Annotated in this window: 22 protein-coding genes; 9 read left to right on the top strand and 13 right to left on the bottom strand. The window is 62.2% G+C overall.

Annotated features, from left to right (window positions below):
• Both ACPQ6D_RS19510 and ACPQ6D_RS19505 read right to left on the bottom strand, forming a co-directional pair.
• A partial coding sequence (locus tag ACPQ6D_RS19510; RefSeq protein ID WP_423226027.1) for a hypothetical protein occupies window positions 1-160 on the bottom strand: 160 nt, incomplete at its 3' end.
• Window positions 157-678: a hypothetical protein gene (locus tag ACPQ6D_RS19505; protein WP_423226026.1), complete on the bottom strand. Its 522-nt coding sequence runs from the start codon at window positions 676-678 to the stop codon at window positions 157-159. The genes ACPQ6D_RS19505 and ACPQ6D_RS19510, both read right to left, overlap by 4 nt.
• Before the next feature lie 243 nt (window positions 679-921).
• Between ACPQ6D_RS19505 and ACPQ6D_RS19500 the strand changes: the two genes are divergently transcribed.
• Together ACPQ6D_RS19500 and ACPQ6D_RS19495 are read left to right on the top strand one after the other, a co-directional pair.
• Window positions 922-1,158, top strand: a complete 237-nt coding sequence (locus tag ACPQ6D_RS19500) for a hypothetical protein (RefSeq protein WP_423226025.1) — start codon at window positions 922-924, stop codon at window positions 1,156-1,158.
• Window positions 1,155-1,499 (top strand): type II toxin-antitoxin system PemK/MazF family toxin, encoded by a 345-nt coding sequence (locus tag ACPQ6D_RS19495; RefSeq protein WP_423226024.1) that lies wholly within the window; start codon window positions 1,155-1,157, stop codon window positions 1,497-1,499. Before ACPQ6D_RS19500 ends, ACPQ6D_RS19495 begins: the two co-directional genes overlap by 4 nt.
• Before the next feature lie 66 nt (window positions 1,500-1,565).
• Here the strand turns inward: ACPQ6D_RS19495 and ACPQ6D_RS19490 are convergent, their stop codons facing one another.
• The 5 genes from ACPQ6D_RS19490 to ACPQ6D_RS19470 all read right to left on the bottom strand — a co-directional run bounded on the left by ACPQ6D_RS19490 (window position 1,566) and on the right by ACPQ6D_RS19470 (window position 5,071).
• Entirely contained in the window at window positions 1,566-2,294 is a 729-nt protein-coding gene (locus ACPQ6D_RS19490; RefSeq protein WP_423226023.1) for a hypothetical protein, read from the bottom strand.
• A gap of 219 nt (window positions 2,295-2,513) precedes the next feature.
• Complete coding sequence (locus ACPQ6D_RS19485; RefSeq protein ID WP_423226022.1) at window positions 2,514-3,164, bottom strand: response regulator; 651 nt, start codon at window positions 3,162-3,164, stop codon at window positions 2,514-2,516.
• Complete coding sequence (locus tag ACPQ6D_RS19480) at window positions 3,143-4,435, bottom strand: sensor histidine kinase (RefSeq protein ID WP_423226021.1); 1,293 nt, start codon at window positions 4,433-4,435, stop codon at window positions 3,143-3,145. The genes ACPQ6D_RS19485 and ACPQ6D_RS19480 overlap by 22 nt, the downstream gene beginning before the upstream one ends.
• A gap of 112 nt (window positions 4,436-4,547) precedes the next feature.
• The gene (locus ACPQ6D_RS19475; protein ID WP_423226020.1) at window positions 4,548-4,778 is read right to left on the bottom strand and encodes a type II toxin-antitoxin system RelE family toxin; all 231 of its coding nucleotides are present in this window, start codon (window positions 4,776-4,778) and stop codon (window positions 4,548-4,550) included.
• Entirely contained in the window at window positions 4,778-5,071 is a 294-nt protein-coding gene (locus ACPQ6D_RS19470; protein ID WP_423226019.1) for a DUF2281 domain-containing protein, read from the bottom strand. The genes ACPQ6D_RS19475 and ACPQ6D_RS19470 overlap by 1 nt, the downstream gene beginning before the upstream one ends.
• A gap of 254 nt (window positions 5,072-5,325) precedes the next feature.
• Between ACPQ6D_RS19470 and ACPQ6D_RS19465 the strand changes: the two genes are divergently transcribed.
• Both ACPQ6D_RS19465 and ACPQ6D_RS19460 read left to right on the top strand, forming a co-directional pair.
• Window positions 5,326-6,225, top strand: a complete 900-nt coding sequence (locus ACPQ6D_RS19465) for an MBL fold metallo-hydrolase (protein WP_423226018.1) — start codon at window positions 5,326-5,328, stop codon at window positions 6,223-6,225.
• 76 nt (window positions 6,226-6,301) lie between these two features.
• Window positions 6,302-7,447 carry an ATP-binding protein gene (locus ACPQ6D_RS19460; RefSeq protein WP_423226017.1) on the top strand — a complete coding sequence of 382 codons (1,146 nt, stop codon included), beginning with the start codon at window positions 6,302-6,304 and terminating at the stop codon, window positions 7,445-7,447.
• 204 nt (window positions 7,448-7,651) lie between these two features.
• Here ACPQ6D_RS19460 and ACPQ6D_RS19455 read toward each other — a convergent pair whose 3' ends face one another.
• Entirely contained in the window at window positions 7,652-7,888 is a 237-nt protein-coding gene (locus ACPQ6D_RS19455) for an AbrB/MazE/SpoVT family DNA-binding domain-containing protein (RefSeq protein ID WP_423226016.1), read from the bottom strand.
• A gap of 523 nt (window positions 7,889-8,411) precedes the next feature.
• Between ACPQ6D_RS19455 and ACPQ6D_RS19450 the strand changes: the two genes are divergently transcribed.
• From ACPQ6D_RS19450 to ACPQ6D_RS19440, 3 genes are all read left to right on the top strand, one after another.
• The gene (locus ACPQ6D_RS19450; RefSeq protein ID WP_423226015.1) at window positions 8,412-9,197 is read left to right on the top strand and encodes a DUF4058 family protein; all 786 of its coding nucleotides are present in this window, start codon (window positions 8,412-8,414) and stop codon (window positions 9,195-9,197) included.
• Window positions 9,198-9,290: 93 nt separating this feature from the next.
• Window positions 9,291-11,372 carry a right-handed parallel beta-helix repeat-containing protein gene (locus tag ACPQ6D_RS19445; protein WP_423226014.1) on the top strand — a complete coding sequence of 694 codons (2,082 nt, stop codon included), beginning with the start codon at window positions 9,291-9,293 and terminating at the stop codon, window positions 11,370-11,372.
• 83 nt (window positions 11,373-11,455) lie between these two features.
• A complete protein-coding gene (locus ACPQ6D_RS19440; protein ID WP_423226013.1) occupies window positions 11,456-11,740 on the top strand; it encodes a hypothetical protein in 285 nt (94 codons plus the stop codon).
• Window positions 11,741-12,216: 476 nt separating this feature from the next.
• Here ACPQ6D_RS19440 and ACPQ6D_RS19435 read toward each other — a convergent pair whose 3' ends face one another.
• The 5 genes from ACPQ6D_RS19435 to ACPQ6D_RS19415 are packed head-to-tail and all read right to left on the bottom strand — an operon-like array spanning window position 12,217 to window position 17,404.
• Window positions 12,217-12,909, bottom strand: a complete 693-nt coding sequence (locus ACPQ6D_RS19435) for a hypothetical protein (protein WP_423226012.1) — start codon at window positions 12,907-12,909, stop codon at window positions 12,217-12,219.
• Window positions 12,906-13,442, bottom strand: a complete 537-nt coding sequence (locus tag ACPQ6D_RS19430; RefSeq protein WP_423226011.1) for a gamma carbonic anhydrase family protein — start codon at window positions 13,440-13,442, stop codon at window positions 12,906-12,908. Before ACPQ6D_RS19430 ends, ACPQ6D_RS19435 begins: the two co-directional genes overlap by 4 nt.
• Window positions 13,443-13,455: 13 nt before the next feature.
• Window positions 13,456-14,694 (bottom strand): ornithine cyclodeaminase, nickel-pincer nucleotide-dependent, encoded by a 1,239-nt coding sequence (locus ACPQ6D_RS19425; protein WP_423226010.1) that lies wholly within the window; start codon window positions 14,692-14,694, stop codon window positions 13,456-13,458.
• Between the two features lie 30 nt (window positions 14,695-14,724).
• Complete coding sequence (ligA, locus tag ACPQ6D_RS19420; RefSeq protein ID WP_423226009.1) at window positions 14,725-16,761, bottom strand: NAD-dependent DNA ligase LigA; 2,037 nt, start codon at window positions 16,759-16,761, stop codon at window positions 14,725-14,727.
• A gap of 10 nt (window positions 16,762-16,771) precedes the next feature.
• Window positions 16,772-17,404 (bottom strand): SH3 domain-containing protein, encoded by a 633-nt coding sequence (locus ACPQ6D_RS19415; RefSeq protein ID WP_423226008.1) that lies wholly within the window; start codon window positions 17,402-17,404, stop codon window positions 16,772-16,774.
• A 245-nt stretch (window positions 17,405-17,649) separates the two neighbouring features.
• On the opposite strand from ACPQ6D_RS19415, the gene ACPQ6D_RS19410 reads away from it, so the two are divergent.
• Together ACPQ6D_RS19410 and ACPQ6D_RS19405 are read left to right on the top strand one after the other, a co-directional pair.
• Window positions 17,650-19,242, top strand: coding sequence for a hypothetical protein (locus tag ACPQ6D_RS19410; RefSeq protein ID WP_423226007.1), 1,593 nt, complete (start codon window positions 17,650-17,652; stop codon window positions 19,240-19,242).
• A gap of 36 nt (window positions 19,243-19,278) precedes the next feature.
• A complete protein-coding gene (locus tag ACPQ6D_RS19405) occupies window positions 19,279-19,716 on the top strand; it encodes a hypothetical protein (RefSeq protein WP_423226006.1) in 438 nt (145 codons plus the stop codon).
• The last annotated feature ends 11 nt before the right edge of the window (window positions 19,717-19,727 follow it).

Here is a 19,727-nt window from a genome sequence, read left to right as displayed (position 1 = left end):
TGCGATTGGCCAGGCAGATGCGAAAATTGTAGATGCGCGCCGACTCCAGGCCCTGCTGTTGCGCAGCGGCCGTCATGAAAGCAAACGCTTCCGCAAAGGCTTCCTCCTCATAGAGCGCCAGGGCGGTTTCCAGGACATCCTCTTGTGTTAAGGTGGTCATCGAGCTATCTCCATCGAACGGGCGACGAACGCATCGGCAATCTCTTGCAAGCGCTGTCGAACCACATTCTCAACCAAACGCTTGACAACCGCGTCTGGGATCAAGGTCAATTCGAACCGCTTGGGCACCTGGGCCTGAATATCAACGTCATACGCGACCCTCGTCTGCGCACCGGCCGCATGAAAGACCGAACGGCTGGAATAGTATCCTTGACCGCTGACTGAATTGAACGTCGCTTTGGGTGGAACGGGCGGAATGCCAGCCAGCGAGGTCACGTGGAGGGTTTGGGTTGTCTCGTCAAACCGCACCTGGATGTCGCAGTAGAATGCAACATAATAGACGCCAGCCTCGGCCACGCTGTACAAAATGCGGTATTGGTTCCTGGCATAAGTCCGCACCAGGCTCAAGTAGGGCAGGTGTTCGAGGGTCTGCTCGAAATCGCATAGATACGCCGTTGTCGTCGCCAAATCGGCCGGAAAGGTGAAGACGCGCTGGGCAGAGACGGCGATGCTGATCATGAGCTGTCAGATGGTCCTTTCCTGACCCTAGACCGCAGGTGCATTCATAGCGTGACGATTTCAGTATAGCCCATGACCCATGTGTCGTCAAACGCTCTGCCTCACGTCCATGCGGGGCCGCAGAACACGTCGTCGGTTGCTGCTTTTTTGGGGTAAACAGAACTTGCACATTGGCGTTTGACAAGATGGCGGTATTGATGCACAATAATGACATCAAAATAGAAGCAAATTATGGAGGCATATATGACGCTAAGAACTACCATCTACCTCGATGAAGCTGTCATCAGCCAGCTACGCCGTTTCATCCCTCAGCGAGGGCTTAGTCAACTGGTGAATGATCTGCTGCAACAAAAAGTCATGGAGCTTGAAAGGGCCGAAATCGAAGCGCAGATGGTCGAAGGCTACCTGGCCGTCCGTGAGGAACGCGTGGCGCTCAACGAGGACTGGCAACGCCTTGACGGCGAGGGATGGCCGGCATGAGTTATCCACAGCGCGGCGAGATTTACTGGGTGAATTTGGACCCCACGGTCGGCTCTGAGATTGCCAAGACGCGACCTGCGGTCATCATTTCCAACAACATTGGCAATCAACATGCCGACCGTGTCATTGTGGCGCCCATGACCACTGCGCATGGCGCCAAAGTCTATCCCTTTGAAGTGAAATTGGATGCTGGCGAAGGCGGAGTCGCGCAAACAAGCAAGATCCTGCTCGATCAAATTCGCACGGTCGCCAAAGAGCGCTTGGGGTCAAGGCTTGGCATGCTTCCGGCAGCCCGCATCGAGGAAGTCAACCGGGCGATTCGGCTGAGTTTGACTGTGTAGTCACGCGGTCATGGAAACAGAAACAAACCAGGCTGGTAAGAGCCTGGTTTGTTTCTTTTGTGTTCTTCAGATCAGCAGCCCTCGCAGCCGTTGGCGGACTTCTGGCTGGCGCACCTGGCGCAAGGCGACCTGCGCCTCGTGCAGGTCATCCAGCCGGTGCGAATCGGCCCAGCGCCCCACGCGCAAGCCAACCTCATGCAGCGTGTCCAGATCATGCGCCGCGGCATGGCCGAGGAGGCCGGCGCCCACAGCCGCGGCCGCGCACAGGGCAGCGTTGGCCGTCCACGCGCTGTCGGCCGGGCGGCCCAACTGCTGCCGCACCTGCGCCTGGCTGATGGTTTGCAGCGTCTGCGCAAAAAGCATTACCACAGCCGGCAGCTCGGCCTGCGCGGCAAAGGCGGCCGCCTGCGCAAAGAGATGATCGCCCATCAGCACCAGTCCGCCCAAGAACTTGCTGTCGCGCACGGCGTTGCGGGGCAGCGCCTCATGGGCCTGGCTGGCGGTGAAAAGCGTTTCGAGCGCCGCGGCCAGCGCCAGGCGCCGGCCAGGAGCCACGTGCAAGGCCGCGCCGACCGCCAGCGCCACACGGCCGCGCAACCGATCGCCATTGGCTGCCAGCGCCGCGGCCAGGGGACCGGCCAGGGGCGCAAAGGGCACCGCGGCGACCTCGGCCAGCATCGTTTCGAGCCGCGCCAGCTCGTTTGGATCGCTGGGCAGCGCGGTTTCCGTCACTTCGCTCAATGGGGGCCGCGCCCACAGCGTGGGCAAGGCCAGACGTGCCGTTGCCGTTGTCATCGTTGATTCCTTGTCAGCGCCGCACATCCCAGATGATAGGCAGCGCAAAATAGCTTTTTCCCTTTCTAGTATCGCACAACCTCACCTAGATGTCGTGAGGCGAACGGCCCCACCAACGCTGCAAACGTCCCTAATGCAATGATGAATGAGAAATGACGAATTACAGAGCAACGGCGGGATCCCCGGCGGGGGCGCAGGCGTCTCGTCTGCTTCTTCATCTCATGCGATCAACCCCCGGCGGTAGCCCTCGGCCACGGCCTGGCTGCTGTTGCGCACATCGAGCTTCCGGTAGATCGTGCTGAGGTGATTCTTGACCGTCTTTTCGGCCATGAACAACTGCTCGCCAATTTCGCGCGCGGTGCGGCCGCTGGCCACCAGCTGCAGCACCTGCTGTTCGGTCGGCGTCAGCCCCAGGCGGCCGCCGGCCTCGCGGCTCGCGCGGCGATAGTCTCCTAAGACGTGCTGCGTGACATCGGGGTCAAGCCAACCCTTGCCGCCATGCACGTTGCGAATGGCGTCCGCGATGCGTTCGGCTTTGGAATTCTTCAACACATAGCCCTTGGCGCCGGCCAGCGTGACGGCGCGCACGTCGTTCTCATCATCGGACTCCGTCAGCGCAATGACTTTGACGGCGGGATGGTTGAGCGCCAACTGCTGCGTGGCGCGGATGCCGCCCTTCGGATCGTGACGCGGCATGCGCAGGTCCATCAAAACCACATCCGGCTCGCGCTGCGCCACACGCTGCAGCACCTCTTCGGGTGAGCTGGCTTCGCCAATCACCTCGATGTCGCCCTGGCGCTCCAGCAGGCGCCGCAGCAGCTCGCGGTGCAGCCCCATATCGTCGGCAATCAAAACCCGAATAGGCGCCATACTTCCTCCCACATGGCCTGGTTGCGCCTGGCATCGTCCGGCTGATCGCGCAGCGGAATTTGGATGACCACGCGCGTGCCCTCGCCGGGCGCGGACTCGATGTGGCATTGCCCTCCCACCTGCTGCGCCCGTTCGCGGATGTTCTCCAGCCCCCAGCCTTTGCTGCCCACAGGCCACTCGGCCACTTCGGCCGGATCAAAACCAACGCCATCGTCGCCAATCACCACGTGCAGCTGCTCATTCTGCGTCTCGATGGCAACCCAGGCGGTGCGGCAGTCCGCGTGTTTCCACACATTGACCAGCGCCTCTTCCACGATATAGCCCAGGTGGCGCAGCGTATCGAACGCCAGCGTCGGTTCGACGGCGGGCAGGCGCACGTTCACGGGCAAATTGGAGTTACGCTCGAATCGTTCTACAATACCATGCACCACGGGGAAGAGACGAATCTGCGTCGGGTCATCACGCAGCGCGCGCACAGTCCAGCGAATGTCAGCGTGGATGTCAGAAGCCATGGCCGCCACATGGTTCAGCTCATCACGCATGGCTTCCGGCGCTTCGGCCGCCAGCAGTTCCGCGAACTCAACGCGGCGGCTGAGCGCAGTCAGCCGACTGAGCACGCTGTCATGGATGTCCATCGCGATGCGGCGACGTTCGGCCTCGATCGCGGCATCCGCCTGCAGCGCGTTCATGCGCTCCACGCTGCGCTGCCAGAGCACCATCAACAGCGCGATGAAGCCCAGGACGAGCGCCAACACGGGGTAGGTGCTGGTGCGCAGAATGACTTCGTCTACGGCGCGCTGCTCGATGACCGAGGCGAATGTATAGCCGTTGAGCCACAGCGACAGGGCAAAACCGAAGGTGCTGACGCCGCCCACCACGATCAGCAAGAGGCCGCGGCGCCAGAGCGTGGGCGAAGCAGGAATCGAAAAGGCGGTGGTCAGCACGGGGATGGCCGAGTGCAGGGCAAAGACGTTGCGGTAGCCGCCGTCAGTGGGGATGAGGATCGCGCTGCACAGCAGCGTGTCGAACAGAAGAAAAAAGGGCGCACGCAGAACCGCGTCGCGCACAAAGAAGAGAATGATCAGGCCGGCGGTGTAGGCTGCCATCCCCCACCACACCGCCATGATGATGCCCTGGCGCGCTTCGATGACCGGATGCGGATGAAAGCGGGTCAACACCAGGGCGTAGGTCAAGGCCAGAATCCGACACAGCATGGCAAATGCGCTCAACCAGCGGTTGATGCGGCGGCTGTCAAGGTCAAACACCATCATAGGATCATCTTACAATGTCTGTTTTTGGCAGCCCTGCTGCGCTACACACCTACTCGGTTCGTGGCCGCGCCAGCCCAAGTTGCTGATACAGATGGGGGGTTTTGACGCCGACCTACTCGATCTCAACTAATTGTTCATCGTCCAGCACGAGCCAAACCAAGCGGTAATCTCGCCCAAGCCACAAACGAAAATGACCAGGATGCTCTGCCAGTTCCTGACTGTGGCGCGGTCGCGGATCATCGCTGAGCGCGGCGATCTCATGCTTGGCGATTGCCTTGACATGACCTGGCAGACCGCCTATTTGGAGTCGAATTTGTCTGGAAAATGCAATACGGTAGGCCATTACAGATCGGCCACCGCCTTGAGAAAGTCGGCCCCGGTTTCGTGAACTTCCAGTTGTTCATCGGGATGCTGCTGCTTGTATCGCTGATTGGCTTCAACCGCAGCCCACAGCCCGGCCTCTTCTTCGGCATCGACGCGATCTGCGTTGATTTTGTAGTCAAGGAACTCAATGTAGTGCAGCACTTCGGGCAGGTAATCGGGCGGCAGCCTGCGTAGGGCCGCGATCACCGCTCTTTCATTGGCGCTGCTGGCTGCCCTATACTTTGCGTTCGCGCTGACTGTAATTGTCATCATCTCACCTCATTCGGTGACAAGTAAACACTTCTAAAGCCCTCATTGACCGCCGCGAAGACCCGTACGCCCCATGGGCGCCTTCGTATCCACAACCCATGCGTCATTATACGACCAACGCCAAACGCTTGTCAAACACCTTTGACAGTGCATCGCTTGTCGCTTACAATGCGATGGCCGCCTCGCAGGCTGCCATCCTTCAGCAAACCATCATGATAACGCCCTGGCGCGCTTCGGTCGTCAGATGCGGGTGAAAAATGTCTATTTTCGATCTGCAAATCACCCTCTTCAGCACCGCGCTGTACGCCACCTGGATCTTCATTGACCAGTGGAAACTGCTCTTCGATGCCGGTGATGGTGTGACGGCGGGCCTGTTACACAAGTCACGCAAGGTGCAGACCGTGGCCCTGACCCACGCGGACCGCGATCACCTGGCGGGCCTGCTGCAATTTCTGCAGCTCAACGGCCGCGACGGCGCGCCGCGGCTGCTCTATCCCCGAGATTCGACCTCGTTTCCCGCGTTAGCCGCTTTCGCTGCGCAGTTCGACCCGACGACGAGCGCGGCGGTAGCCTGGCAGGCGGTGGCGCCCGGTGATGTGGCGCCGCTGCAAAAAGAGCTGCAGCTCCTGGTGCGTCCCAGTCTGCACTGGCGTGATGTGCCGCCGGAGCAGGTGCAGGTGGTCGCGTACACCGTGCAGCGCGTCGTCGCCAGTCTGCGGCCTGAGCTGCAGGGCCGGCCGCAGGCCGAGCTGGATGCCATCCGCCTGCGTGACGGCCGCGCCAGCCTGATGACCACGCGCACCGACGATCTGCTGACCTTCAGCGGGGACACACCCCTGATGCCCGCGGAGGCCTGGGGACGGCCGCAGCTGCTGATCCACGAGTCCACCTTCCTGGACGACGCCACCGCGGCGGACGCCGCGGCCACGCGCTACAACCGGCACAGCGGCTTGCCCGGTGTGCTGGACATGGCGCACGCGCTGGCGCCGCAGGGCCTGATTTTGACCCATTTCTCCTTGCGCTACTCGGCCGGGGAGATCATCGCGACCATTCAGCGCGAGGCGCGGCAGCGGCAGCTCCCCTTCCCGGTGTGGGCCGTGCTGCCCGGGGAAATTGCCCGCGACATTCTCCACACCCCGCCGCTGTGGGGCGGATGAGCGCCCATCACGATTGACAAATCGCTTAATTTAGTATAAATTAGGAGAGTCGTTTCGCCTGGTTAAGAAGGATTTCATGACTCGCTATGCTCGCGCCATCCAACCCGCCGTCGAAGCCGCCTTGTTCAAAGGCAAAGTGGTCGTGATCTATGGCGCGCGCCAGGTGGGCAAGACCACCCTGGTGAAAGAAATCCTGGGCCGCTACCCTGACCGCAGCCTTTACCTCAACTGCGACGAGCCAGACATCCGCAGCGCCCTGACGAACCGTACTTCCACGGAATTGCGCGCGCTAATAGGTCGTCGCGACCTGGTTGTCATTGATGAAGCGCAGCGCGTGCGTGACATCGGCCTGGCGCTCAAGTTGTTAGCCGATAACTTCACCGACTTGCAGGTCATCGCCACAGGCTCGTCTTCTTTCGAGCTCTCGAACACCATCAGCGAACCGCTCACGGGCCGCAAGACTGAGTTCCACCTGTATCCGCTATCGGTTGCTGAGTTGTTGACCCAAGAAACGCCGCTGGAAGCGGCGCGGTTGTTGGAACGCCGCCTGCGCTACGGCATGTACCCGAGCGTAGTCATCGCCAACGACCCCGTGGAGACGGTGCTAGAGATTGCGACCAGCTACTTGTATCGTGATGTGCTCGAGTATCAGACCGTCAAGAGTTCCGATCTGCTGCGCAGGCTGCTGCAAGCCCTGGCTCTACAGGTGGGCAGCGAAGTCTCCTATAACGAATTGGGGCAGTTGTTGGGCGTGGATCGGGCGACCGTGGAACGCTACATCGCGCTGCTGGAAAAGGCCTTCATCCTCTTTCACCTGCCGCCGTTCAGCCGCAACCTGCGCAAAGAGCTGGCGAAGCTGCGCAAGGTCTACTTCTACGACCTGGGCATCCGCAACGCGCTGATCAATAATTTCAACCCGCTTGACCTACGCAGCGACAGCGGCGCCCTGTGGGAGAACTTCTTCATCAGCGAGCGCATCAAATTCAACCACAACCGGCGGCAGCACGTCAATGCCTACTTCTGGCGCACCTACGACCGCGCCGAGTTGGACTACCTGGAGGAAGCCGGCGGCCGTCTGCTTGGATTTGAGTGCAAATGGAGCGTCGCCCGCTGGCGACCGCCCGCAGCCTTTGTGGCGACCTATCCAGACAGCGAGACACATCTGGTCAGCCGCGCCAACTATCTGGACTTCCTGACCGCCTCAGCGCCCATGCAGGCGTGAAGCAGACTGCGCCCGGACTGGGCCGTCCCGCACCAGGCTGCGGCGTTGACAGGCCCTATCAGGGCTAATGCTTGAACGGTAACGGTTCCAGTCTCACCTCTGAATTGAGCGGCGCAAATTCTGGATCTTTATGCACGACAATGGCGTCCTGTTGCATCGCATAGGCCGCCACAACTGCATCCGCAAAGGAGATACAAAAAACGCTCATTGCTCACGGCTGCGATCCTCACGGCGTGATGCCAGCAACTGCTCAACCAAGCGCTCGCCGCGCCCTGCGCCGCGCAGCGCACGAATCGGGTCGTCGGCCGGCACTGGAATCACCTTGATGGTTTGACCATCATCCAGCCAGACCAACAGATCTCCCTTGCGGATGGCGTAGCGTTTACGAATTGGCGCCGGAATAACGGTTTGCCAACGTTTGCTAACGGACGTTTGCAGCATACCTACCTCCTAAAGGACCATGCGATGAATCATGGCAAAGGTAAATGAAGAGTCCTCGACAAGTCAAAGATGAAAATGGTGCGCAAGCCGCTGGCTTGCCTCCGTGGCGCAGGGCGCCGCAATCCGGCGGATTGCGCTACAGGGCTATATTCAAGTCAATTGCCCGGCGAGCGCTTGATCTGATCGCGGCCAACGAAGTCGCCGCCGCCGGTGTTGACCGGGCCGAAGATGACCGAGCCTTCGACAGTGTGGATCGGGAGGTCAGACATGGGGCGCTCCTGATGAATCTGTCAGCCAACGAGATCCTGAAACAGCGTAGGCTGAAAAGGAAAAGTTCGTTGCTGGAGATAGGTAGAAAGCAGTTCCTTTGTGTATCCATCATACCCGCCCCCTGCGCCTGAGTCAAACATCACAGCGATTTTGTGCCATTCTTCTGAAGGGAATGATCCACGCTTGACACGCGCGGGCGCCTGTTGTAAGCTTCCACGAGTTCCAATCCAGGCGAGCCATGAAGGAGGAGCCGGTGTCAACACCATTTCCGGGGATGGATCCCTATCTGGAATCCCCAACGATGTGGGAGGACTTCCATAATAACCTGGCCACCGAGATCCAGGCGCAGTTGGCGCCCTTGCTGCAGCCGCGCTACCTGGCGGTGTTGGAACCCCGCGTGGTCTATGATGAGGTTTTCATCCAGCAGACGCAAATCGTCAAGCCCGACGTTGCGATTACCCGGCCGGGCTTCGACGCCCGCGGCGGCAGCGCCGTCGCCGTCGCGCCAGCCCCGCTCGTCGGGCAGTTAGCCCTGGAGGTGCCCGTCCGCTTGCAGCGTGTGGTGATTCGGGAGACGGCAACCGGCGTCCTGGTCACGGTGATCGAAATCTTGTCGCCGATCAACAAACGCCCAGGGCAACAGGGTTTCACGCTGTATGTCCGCAAACGCCGCGATCTCTTGCGCACCGAGGTGCACCTGCTTGAAATAGACCTCCTGCGTGCTGGTCAACGTCCACCCCTGGCCACCCCCCTGCCCGAAGCTCCCTATTTCATTTTTCTCAGTCGCGGCAACCAGCGTCCCAACGTTGAGATCTGGCCCTTACGCTTACACGAGCCTATCCCCCTGGTGGCTGCGCCGTTGCTGGCGCCTGATCCCGATGTGCCGCTGGATGTGGGACGCGCCATTCACACCATCTATGATCGCCTCTATTATCAACAGCGCATCAACTACCAGGAACCGCCGCCCAAACCCGACCTGATGCCAGAGGATGCTGCCTGGGTTGATGAACGTCTACGCGTTACCGGATATAGAAGGTAGCCGAGCCTTCGAGTTTGCCGATAACCATCAGGTGGAAGACCGCTTCCGCATCAGATGCGAGTACGTGAAACGCGCCCAGAAGGAGGACCGCCAGTGAAGCCGTCATTACCACACGCCCGCCGCGCAGGCCTCATCGGACTGCTGACCTTGATGGCGCTGTCATCGGTTGTGAGCGCGTACGCGCCGCCAACGACCGCCGGGGCCTTGCCGCGCTCACCTCAAGCTCCGCACGTGACGCGCACGGTCTGTCCGTCCGGCTGCGCGTACAGCGTGATCCAAACGGCCATCACGGCCTCCAGCGCCGGCGACAAGGTGCGCGTTCTGGCCGGAACCTACCTTGAGAATATCACGCTTAAAGCCGGCGTGTCGGTCATCGGCAGCGGCGCGGGCGTCAGCATCATTGACGGCCGCGGCCTCAACGCCACGGTGCTGGCGACCACGAGCACGATCGGAAACAGCACCATCGTCAGCGGTTTTACGCTGCGCAACGGCTCGGCCACCGCAGGCGGCGGTGTGCGCCTGGACGGCGGCGCCTCACCGACCCTTCGCGACAACACCATCGAGAACAATACAGCCACGACGTTCTTCGGCGGCGGTCTGTCGCTGTCCGGCGGATCCACGGCGCGCATCGAAAACAACCTGATTCGCAACAACCAGGTGACCGCGGCCAGCGGCGCAGGCGGCGGCGTCTTCATCCGCGAAAGCTCGAACGCGACCCTGGTTGGCAATCGCATCGAGGACAACACCGCGTTCAACGGCGCCGGGCTGTACGTGCAGGGCGCAGCGCCGCTGCTGCAGGGCAATCGCTTTGCCAACAATCGGGCGACCAATACAGGCGGCGGCCTGGTCTTGACCCAAAGCAGCCACGCCACGCTGCAACGCAACGTGATCGAGTCCAACAACAGCGTGTCTGATGGCGGCGGCGCCGTGGTGCAGAACGGCAGCAATGCCCTGGTGCAGTGGAATGTGCTGCGCAACAACACCGCCGCCAACAACGGCACCTCTGGCGGCGTCAAGTTCTATGGCAGCGGCTCGCCCACCTTCGACAGCAACTGGCTGGAGGGCAATGAGGCCAAAGACGGCGGCGGCGCTTATCTGGAGTTGGGCAACAACGTCCTCTTCGCCAACAATGTGCTGCGATCCAATCGGGCGCGCAGCTATGGCGGTGGGCTGGTCGCAAACGGCGTTTCGGCCACGATTCGCAACAACCTCATCATCAATAACCAGGCCGCGCTGAACGGCGGCGGCGCTTATCTTCAAGCCGGCGCTCCCATCTTCAGCAACAACACCGTAGACAACAACGATGCGCAAGGGCCAGGCGAAGGTCTGGTGGTGCAGGGAGGTTCCACGGCCTCAGTGCGCGAGAACATCATCACCAACAACACGGCGGGCATCAGCGTGCAGGGCGCCACCGTGATCCCCGTGGCGAACGATGTCTGGAACAACACAACAAACTATGTCAACTTGACTCCTGATGGGGCCAGCATCACACAGAATCCGCTTTACACCTCGGCGTCGTTGGGTGATTTTTTCCTGGCGCAGAGCGCCGCCGGTCAAACCAGCACCAGTCCGGCCGTGGACCGCGGCGCCCGCACGGCCGTGGCCGCGGGGGTAGACGCGTTTACGACGCGCACTGATAACGTGCTGGACAGCGGCCAAGTGGATCTGGGTTTTCACTACCCGGCCTCTGCGCCCGTTCTGATGATGGAGCCATCTGCCCTGGTGTTCCACGCTGACCGCGCGGGCGTGGCGCTGCCCACGCGCTGGTTCATGCTGTTCAGCAGCAGCGCCTTCCCCATCGCCTGGAGCGCCAGCGAAGCGGCCGCCTGGCTCAGTCTATCCGCGAGTGCGGGCAGCGCGCCATCCGTCATTGACGCCAGCGTCACCTCGGCGAGCCTGCCAGAGGGCGTGTATGACATCTGCGTCCTGCTCGCCGCCGGCGCAGGGACCACTTGCCTGCCCGTGCGCCTCGAGATCAACCGCACCTGCGATCTGCCCGCCGATCTGGACTGTGACGGCGCGCTGGCCGCCAGCGACTTGGTGTTGCTTGCCGGTCACTGGGGAGAAACGGCCGGCTCTGCGCGCTATGTCCCGCGCCTGGATCTGAACCTTGACGGCCAGATTTCGATTGCAGACTTCATGCTGGCAACGGCCAATTGGGCGCCTGCGCCATAGGAATTGACAGGCATTTCTGGCGAGGCTATAATCGTTCGTAGATTCTGGCACAAATCAGGACGCGGCAGAAAGGAATGACGCCTGTGAAGGGAACGCTCTACATCACCGGACAGAAGAAGCCGGTAGCCGATCTGACATGCAACGTCTTCGAGTTTACGGACAACCATCAAGCAGAAGACCGCTTCCGCATCAACTATGAGTACGTGAAGCGCCACCAAAAGGTGCGCATCGAGCTGATCCGGGAAACGCCGCTGCGCCTTGAGCTAGAGGATGGGCGCAAGGCCGATGTTGCGGTGCAGTGGGAAAGCACCGCGCCCAACGGCGGTCAGTTGGGCGTCTTTCGCGTCAAGGGCGATTTTACGCGCTAGGTCGTAGGTCACGCCTCCGGCGTGACGACGTCGTTGGCGATAAATCACGCGTGGCTGCGCGAGGCGCGCAAGCCGGCGGCTTGCGCTACAAGTGTGGGAACGTATCTCAACGCAAAGACGCCACGACACAGAGGCGAAAAGTCGTACATCACGCCTCCTGACGACGCTCTCCGCCTTGAAGATCGCTTCCCTGCACCAGCGTTGTCCGGCCAGGAGGCCGAACCTACAAAAATCGGCGCGCTCTGCGGTAAACATCGTCGTCCGGCCAGGAGGTCACGCCTCCTGACGACGCTCTCCGCCTTGGAGTTCGCTTCCCTGCACCAGCGTCGTCCGGCCAGGAGGCCGAACCTACAAAGATCGGCGCGCTCTGCGGTAAACATCGTCGTCCGGCCAGGAGGTCACGCCGCCGGCGTGACGACACCCTCTGCCTCGAAGCTGCTTCCCTGCGCCAGCATCGTCCGGCCAGGAAGCCGAACCTACAAGTCGGTGAGCAGACCCCGCGCCTCTAGCCACGCCTTGAGCCAGGGCACAAGGCCCCACGCCTGGCGGCTGAGCGCATCCACGGCCCACGCCTGCGTCAGTGCATCCACCCGCAGGCGTTCGACCGCCTGTTCAGGCAGCGCCTCGCGGCCCTGCATGGCGTCGTCCAGCATCCCCATCGCCGCGTAGATGTTGCCCAGGGCCGTTGCCATCTCCACCGGGCCGCGCATTTCCAACGGATACTCCCCGCGCACATCCTGCACGTGCTGCAGGGCGCTGCGCATCGCGGCGCCCAGGGGCAACAGGCTCGCGGCCTGCGCCTGCCCCAGGTAGCCGGCCACGCCCACCATCTGCCCGACGGTATCCCACACAAACTCCGCATCCATCTGCAACGCGAACGCCAGCGCGCGCGCGAATTGAGTGCATGCGTCATCCAGGCGGCCGAGGCGCAGGAGGATCAAGGCGCGGCTGCGGTAGGCCACCAGCAGCCCCGGGGCATCGCCGGCCTCCTGGAAGCCCGCAGCGGTCGCCTCATTCAACGCCAAAGCGGCCGCTAGATCGCCGCGGTCTTCGGCCGCGCGGCTCTGCTGACCCAGGATGCGCGCCTGCGCAGCCTGGATGCGCGCCTGCGCAGCCTGGATGCGCGCCTGCGCAGCCAGCTCGGTTGAGGCGTCCGGCATCGAAGTCACGCCTGCATACCTTGCGCGGAGGGCGCGGTGCGGCCGGCCAGGTAGGCGCGGCTGTATTTGACGTAGGCCTGGGCGATGCGGCGGATCATGGCGGCCTGCTCGGCGCTGACCTGCCGCACGACTTTGGCCGGCACCCCGAGCACCAGCGAATCGGGCGGCGCCACCATGCCTTCGGGCACCACCGCGCCCGCGCCGATCAGTGAGCCGCGGCCGATCACCGCGCCGCTGAGCACCGTCGCCCGAATGCCAATCAACACGTCGTCCTCCACGGTGCAGCCGTGTACGATGGCGCCGTGCCCCAGGCTGACACGGTCGCCCAGGCGCAAAGGCTTGTTGCCATCCACGTGCAGGATGCTGCCGTCCTGGATGTTACACTGCGCGCCAATCGTAATCGTGTTGACGTCTCCGCGCAGCACGCAGCCGAACCAGACCGATGATTCCGGGCCCATCGTCACCTGGCCGGTGATGACCGCGCCGGGTGCAACGAAAACGGAGCGATGAATCAACTCAGGGTGAAAAAGCAGATCGAGCATCAGGTTTCGTCACCTATTCGGGCAGGTCAAGCTCTTCCACCAGCTCGCGCAAGAACAATTCGGCATCGGTTACGATGCCCACGGCCTGGAAAGAGCCGCGGTCCGCGAGCTTGGTCACGGTCGCCGGATTGATATCCACCGCCACCACCTTGACATGGCTGGCAAGCAGGTTGCCGGTGGCAATCGAGTGCAGCATGGTGGCGAGCATGATGCACATGTCCACGCCTTGCAGCGCCGCGCGCATCTGGCGCTGCGCCTCACTCATGTCGCCAATCACATCGGGCATAGGGCCGTCATCCCGCACGGAGCCAGCCAGCACCATGTCAATGCCGCTGCGGTAGGCCTCGGCCATCAAGCCGCTGCGCAGAAAGCCGATCTCCACCGCGCGCTTGATCGAGCCGATGCGGCGCATGGCGTTGATCGCGCGCATGTGGTGGCTATGGCCGCCAGGCACCGGCAGCCCGTTGGTCAGGTTGATGCCCAACGAAGTCCCGAAAAGCTGCGACTCGACATCGTGCACGGCAATGGCGTTGCCGCCGAAGAGCACCTGCACATAGCCGCTGCGAATCAGCCGCTCCATGTACGGCCCGGCGCCGCTGTGAATGATGGCCGGGCCGATCACAAAGCAGATGCGCTGGCCGGCCTCGCGCACCTGGCGCATGGTGCGCGCAATCTGCGCAATCGCCAGCTTGTTCGGCCGCTCCGACGAGACTTCGTTGCGCATGAAGCTGAAGACTTCCTGCTCACGTTGGCGCTGCGGCGGCAGCACCCGGATGCCGCTGTGCCCAATCACGACCAAATCGCCCTGCTTGATCTCCGAAATCGGCACGTTGCGCGCCCGGCCCTGGTCTGGCTCCACCACCACCACCAGGTCCATCTCCGTGCCCTCCACCGGCTGCCAGCGGCCGTTCAGGCGCACCTCGGTGGGCAGGTTGGTCGTAGAGTAGAAGGCGTCTGGCAGCGCGCCGGCCGCGGGCGCGGGCGCCACGGCGACATCGTCGCTGTTGACCAATTGCGCACCCAGTTCTTGCAGGGCCGTGATGATGTGATCCATCTGCTCTTGCGTCTCGGCAAACACCTTCATGCGCGCCAGGCTGATCGCGTGCTTGTGCGTGCCCACGTCCACTTCGAGCACGTCGAAGTTGCCGCCCGCGTCCATGATGACATCCATCACGCGCGGCAGAATCAGGGAGTCAATGATATGCCCTTCGAGCTTGATCTCTTCGCTCAAACGGGATTGGGAATTCGCCACAGCCACCTCGTCATCCTCATGATAGTTTCGTCAAGCACTCAACAGCCGCCGCAGCTCGTCCATGCCGATCGTGGGGACGCCCAGGCTGGCCGCTTTGGCCGCCTTGCTGCCAGGATTGGCGCCGAGCAGGAGATAGCTCGTCTTCTTGCTGATCGCGTCGGTCACCTTGCCGCCAGCCCCTTCGATCAGGATTTTCGCCTCTTCGCGGCTCACGCCTTCCAGCGTGCCGGTGATGACAAAAGTCAGCCCAGCCAGCGGCTGCGGCCCGACCGCCGCCGGAGCCTCTGCGGCCAGGCGCACGCCCGCGGCGCGCAGGCGCTCGATCGTCCGCCGGTTCGGCGCGTGGCTGAACCAATCCACGACGCTACCCGCCAACACCGGCCCCACACCGCCGATCTGGCTCAAATCGTCCACGGTGGCCGTCAACAGGGCCTCGATACGGCCGAAATGGCTGGCGATGGTTTCCGCGCCCACCGCGCCGACGCCGCGAATGCCCAATGCGTTGAGCAGCCGACCGAGCGGCCGCTCCTTTGATGCCTCGATTGCGCTCAGCAGGTTCGCGACCTTCTTCTCGCCAAAGCCTTCCAGGGCCAGCAGCTCGGCCTTACGTTCGTGCAGGTAGTAGATGCCGGCCAGGTCGGTGATGAAGCCCAACTGGACGAATAGCTCAGCCTGGCGAATGCCAAAGCCTTCGATGTCCATTGCGCCCCGCGACACAAAGTGCTCGATGCCGCGCACCAACTGCGCGGGGCATGCGCTGTTGACGCAGTAATACGCCACTTCGCCCGCCGTGCGCTGAATCGGCTCGCCGCAGACTGGGCATTTTTCCGGCATGGTCCACACGCGCTCGGCGCCGTCACGCAGCTCCGGCAGGCTGCGCAGCACCTGCGGAATGACCTCGCCCGCGCGCTTGATCGCCACACGGTCGCCGATGCGCAGATCCAGCTCGGCGATGTAGTCGGCATTGTGCAGCGTGGCGTTGCGCACAATCACGCCGCCGACAGCCACCGGTTCCAGCACAGCAAAGGGATTGATCGAGCCGGTGCGACCTACGTTGACCTGGATGTCAAGCACGCGCGTAATGACTTCGCGCGCCGGGTATTTGTAGGCCGTGGCCCAGCGCGGCTCCTTGCCCACAAAGCCCAGCTCTTCATACAACGCCAGCTGGTTGATCTTGATCACCAGGCCATCCGTTTCGTAAGGCAGCGCCTGGCGCTGCTCTTCCCAGGCCGCCACGTAATCCACCACCTGGTCGAAGTCGTCGAAAAGGCGAACATGCTCGCCCAGGGGGATCACCGGGAAGCCCAGATCACGCAGGTAGGTCAACGCGTCCCACTGCGTCGCGAGGGCGGGTGCGCCTTCAAGCGCCACCACCTGGTAAGCCCAGACGCGCAGGGGGCGCTGCGCGCTGATCGCGGAGTCAAGCTGGCGCAGCGAGCCGGCGGCGAAGTTGCGCGGGTTGGCGTAGGTGCGCGCTTCCTGCGCCGCGCTCAGTTGATTGAAGCGCTGAAAATCGGCCACATTGACATAGGCCTCGCCGCGCACCACCAGGCGCGCCGGCGCGGGCCGATCACCGGTCAGCGGCACGGTCAGCGGCAGCCCGCGCACGGTGCGCAGGTTGGCGGTGATGTCCTCACCTTCCAGGCCATCGCCGCGCGTAGCGCCCAGCACAAAGCGCCCGTTGTCGTAGTGCAGCACGACCGTCAAGCCGTCAATCTTCGGTTCGACCACGTAGGTTAGGGTTTGCCCCACCTCGGGCGGCAGCAAGCGCAACGTGCGGTCGCGCCAGGCGCGCAGATCGCCGGCATTGAACGCGTTGCTCAGGCTGAGCATCGGCTGCGGGTGGCGCACCTTGACGAAACGTTCGGCCACCCAGCCTCCCACGCGCTGCGTGGGCGAGTCCGGCGTTTGCAGTTCTGGATGATCGGCCTCCAGGCGCCTCAATTCGTTGAGCAGCGCGTCGTACTCCGCGTCGCTAATCTGCGGCGCGTCGAGGACGTGGTAGAGGTAGCCGTGATAGTTGAGCGCCTGGCGTAGGGCGGCGGCGCGTTGCGTGAGATCTATCATGTTGCTCCGCTTAGTTGATCGGCTGCAGCCAGTTGGCAGCCGCCCAGCCGATCGTGCCATCGTCTTGGCGGAGGCGCCACCAGGTGAAGCCATCGGCCGCGGTGGGATAGGGATCTGCGTAGCCGGGCGGCGGCTCCATGACCGTCAACTCAACGCCATCGTTCAGGGTCGTGATGCGCTGGTTGGTTTGTCCAGGGCCAAAGCGGAAACTGATCCCCTCGGGATCCGCGTTGATGATGCGTACACGCCCGCCGACCCGAATCTGGGCGCCCACGATCGGCGCGGGCGTCGGCGTCGCCGCCGTGCCGGTGATGGGCAGGCCGGCCGTGGGAGTGATGATGGCGCCGGCCAGGACGGTGGGCGTGGGGGTGGCCTGGAAGACTTTGATCTGGGTGGCGGTGGGCGTGGCCGTTGGCTCAACGCGGCCGATGCCGCCGACGCCCCAGATCAAGGCCAACACGATCAAGGCCAGAACGGCGCCGCCGGCAATCCAGGCCAAGAACCCAGGGCGCCGGGAGCCGCTTTCTTCCGCGAAAACCGGCTCATTGGCCCATTCTTCAGCGCCATCCGCGCCATCGGCGGCGGCTGGTTCATTCCAGTCGTCACCCGCCGCGGGCGTCTCATCGGGATCAAACGTTGGCATAGCCAAATGCCTCCATGTCAGTCAAAATTGCCAGGCTCAGCACGAGCGCCTGGTTGCCCTGGACAACCCAGCGTGCTGGCTGCCAGTGTGCCGTCATTATACCAACGGACAGGATGCTTGACAAAGACATCCGCACGCATTTGTCAAAGGGGCGGCAAACTGCTAAAATTGTGAAGATTTGCATAAGAAATTGAAATCGTCAAACAAAAACTAAAGGTGAGACCACATAGAGGAGGATAGACGGGGTGATTCGTCGCAATACACAGACAGCCGCCTACTGGCGGGAGCCGTTCAAAATCAATCTCGATGATCTGGAGTACCTCGGCAGCTATCTTCAAGAGAAAGAAACACCGCAGACCACCGAAAGCCTGACCCTGGCCTTGATGGAGTACCGCTGCCAACGCGAAGAGAGTAAGATACGTAATGAGTTGAGCAAGGGCACGATCTATCAACCCAGCAAGAGTTACGATGTCGGTCAACAGGTGGTGTTTCCGGCGCTCGATTATACCGTGGGGACGATCACCGCGCGGCGCCATGGGGAGAACCCGGAGCACGGAGAATTTGATGTCCTCGAGGTGATGTTCGAGGGCGAGGCGCAGCGGCGTGAGTTTGCCAGCAGCCTGAAAACAACACACCGGCTCAACCGCACCGATGGCGACACCATCGAAACCGGCGAACGCCTGCAAACCCCGCGTGAACTCTACAGCCAATATGGCAGCCCTGTGCGCGCTGCGTTGGTGGAGCAGATGCGCTCCTCCACGCAGCCGGCCTTTGTGCGCGATGGAGATTCATGGCTCACGCGCGATGTCCTGGTCGAGGTGCACATCGGGCATCTGAACATCGCTGAAGCACTGATCGAAGTGCAAGGCCGGCCAATCTCTACGACGGCCCTGATTGGCGAAATGAATCTGCCGACTGAAGTGCCAGAGCACTTGCGTCGCTTTTCAACGAATGCCGTGCTGCGCCAGGATGAGCGCTTCGATGACGTGGGCAGCGGGGCTGAACCGGCCTGGTATCTGCGCCGCCTGGAGCCGCCTGAAGTTTGGGAGACGCCCGCCATCTTGCGCTATGAGCCAGTCGCCTATGATCGCATGGTCTTGGGCGTCGAGATGCTGCAGCAAGAATGGGAGCTAGACGACGAGTGGTCAATCGGCAGTATCACCGTCGAGCCATCCATGGTCGTGCCAACCGTCACGCTCAACCTGATTTATCCCCACCTGCGCTCCGGCACCCTGCCCTTGAGCAGTCGCGCGCAAGGCTTCTTTCCACGCGGTCTTGGCCGCAGCACTATGATCACGCTGATTGATGGGCGGTGGGGGGCGCGCTTCCCTGCGTTTGTCTGCCATGAAGGACGCTATATCGCCGGCTTGAGTGGTTGGTTCGAACAGCACAAGCTGCCGGTGGGCGCGATTATTACGCTGGAACGCACGCGCGAACCGCTCGAATACGTGGTGGACTTCCGGCCGCGACGGATGCGTCGCGAATGGTCACGCACGGCCGAAATCAAGGACAACGAACTGGTGTTCGTGCTGCAAAAACAGGCCATCACCTGCGACTACGATGAGCACCTGACGGTAGCCGAAGTAAGCCTGGGCGCGCTGGATGGTTATCGCCAGCAGATTGCGGCCGAACAGGTGCCGCTCAGCCGTCTCGTCAGGCAGCTAACCCAAGAGTTGGCCGGCAAAAGCTCACAGGGGACGGTCCACGCCAAAACAATTTACAGCGCAGTCAACCTGGTGCGGCGAACACCGCCCGGGCCGATCTTCGCCATTCTTGCCACCGATAGCACCTTGCGCAGCATGGGCAGCGGCTATTGGGCGATGGCAGTTCGTGTCTAGTCAAGAGTTCATCAAACCAAGAGAAAGCGGAGATTTATGGCAACGACCTGGATGAAACCAACCATTGACACCAAGTTTCATATTGACTTCAACTGGTGGGAAAAAAGCGGCCTTGATTTCCGCCTGTATCTGCGCAATCAGTTGTGCGATGATTGTAAGGCGCGTTTCCCTAGTCACCGCCACACCGAGATGGTTGACTGGATTGACCCTGACACGGCGGAGGTCAAGCGCACTGATGCGCTGTGGCAGTGCTTACGCACGGTCTGCGCGCGCAAGCCAGACTACATCAACAACAATTTGCCGTTGGCCTCGGCTGTTTTTCGCCTCTTCCTGGCAAACAACAACGAACCCCTCAGCCCGGCGGAGATGCACAACCTGATCCCATGGAAACTACCGGACGTGATTCTGCGCACCCTTACGGGCGGCGACACGTACATGGGAATTCGTCCCCTACACCTGGTTTCACGGCAGTAGCGTTGCCAAAC

This window comes from Candidatus Amarolinea aalborgensis (assembly GCF_900491745.1).
Taxonomy (GTDB): Bacteria; Chloroflexota; Anaerolineae; order SSC4; family Amarolineaceae; genus Amarolinea; species Amarolinea aalborgensis.
Note: the sequence above shows the minus strand (reverse complement) of the source record. Positions and strands in the feature narration are given on the sequence as shown.

What these genes read in the sequence shown, in the direction of transcription:
- ACPQ6D_RS19505 (WP_423226026.1), bottom strand. Translation starts at nt 678, where the DNA reads ATGATCAGCATCGCCGTCTCTGCCCAGCGCGTCTTCACCTTTCCGGCC.
- ACPQ6D_RS19500 (WP_423226025.1), top strand. Translation starts at nt 922, where the DNA reads ATGACGCTAAGAACTACCATCTACCTCGATGAAGCTGTCATCAGCCAG.
- ACPQ6D_RS19495 (WP_423226024.1), top strand. Translation starts at nt 1,155, where the DNA reads ATGAGTTATCCACAGCGCGGCGAGATTTACTGGGTGAATTTGGACCCC.
- ACPQ6D_RS19490 (WP_423226023.1), bottom strand. Translation starts at nt 2,294, where the DNA reads ATGACAACGGCAACGGCACGTCTGGCCTTGCCCACGCTGTGGGCGCGG.
- ACPQ6D_RS19485 (WP_423226022.1), bottom strand. Translation starts at nt 3,164, where the DNA reads ATGGCGCCTATTCGGGTTTTGATTGCCGACGATATGGGGCTGCACCGC.
- ACPQ6D_RS19480 (WP_423226021.1), bottom strand. Translation starts at nt 4,435, where the DNA reads ATGATGGTGTTTGACCTTGACAGCCGCCGCATCAACCGCTGGTTGAGC.
- ACPQ6D_RS19475 (WP_423226020.1), bottom strand. Translation starts at nt 4,778, where the DNA reads ATGGCCTACCGTATTGCATTTTCCAGACAAATTCGACTCCAAATAGGC.
- ACPQ6D_RS19470 (WP_423226019.1), bottom strand. Translation starts at nt 5,071, where the DNA reads ATGATGACAATTACAGTCAGCGCGAACGCAAAGTATAGGGCAGCCAGC.
- ACPQ6D_RS19465 (WP_423226018.1), top strand. Translation starts at nt 5,326, where the DNA reads ATGTCTATTTTCGATCTGCAAATCACCCTCTTCAGCACCGCGCTGTAC.
- ACPQ6D_RS19460 (WP_423226017.1), top strand. Translation starts at nt 6,302, where the DNA reads ATGACTCGCTATGCTCGCGCCATCCAACCCGCCGTCGAAGCCGCCTTG.
- ACPQ6D_RS19455 (WP_423226016.1), bottom strand. Translation starts at nt 7,888, where the DNA reads ATGCTGCAAACGTCCGTTAGCAAACGTTGGCAAACCGTTATTCCGGCG.
- ACPQ6D_RS19430 (WP_423226011.1), bottom strand. Translation starts at nt 13,442, where the DNA reads ATGCTCGATCTGCTTTTTCACCCTGAGTTGATTCATCGCTCCGTTTTC.
- ligA (WP_423226009.1), bottom strand. Translation starts at nt 16,761, where the DNA reads ATGATAGATCTCACGCAACGCGCCGCCGCCCTACGCCAGGCGCTCAAC.
- ACPQ6D_RS19415 (WP_423226008.1), bottom strand. Translation starts at nt 17,404, where the DNA reads ATGCCAACGTTTGATCCCGATGAGACGCCCGCGGCGGGTGACGACTGG.
- ACPQ6D_RS19405 (WP_423226006.1), top strand. Translation starts at nt 19,279, where the DNA reads ATGGCAACGACCTGGATGAAACCAACCATTGACACCAAGTTTCATATT.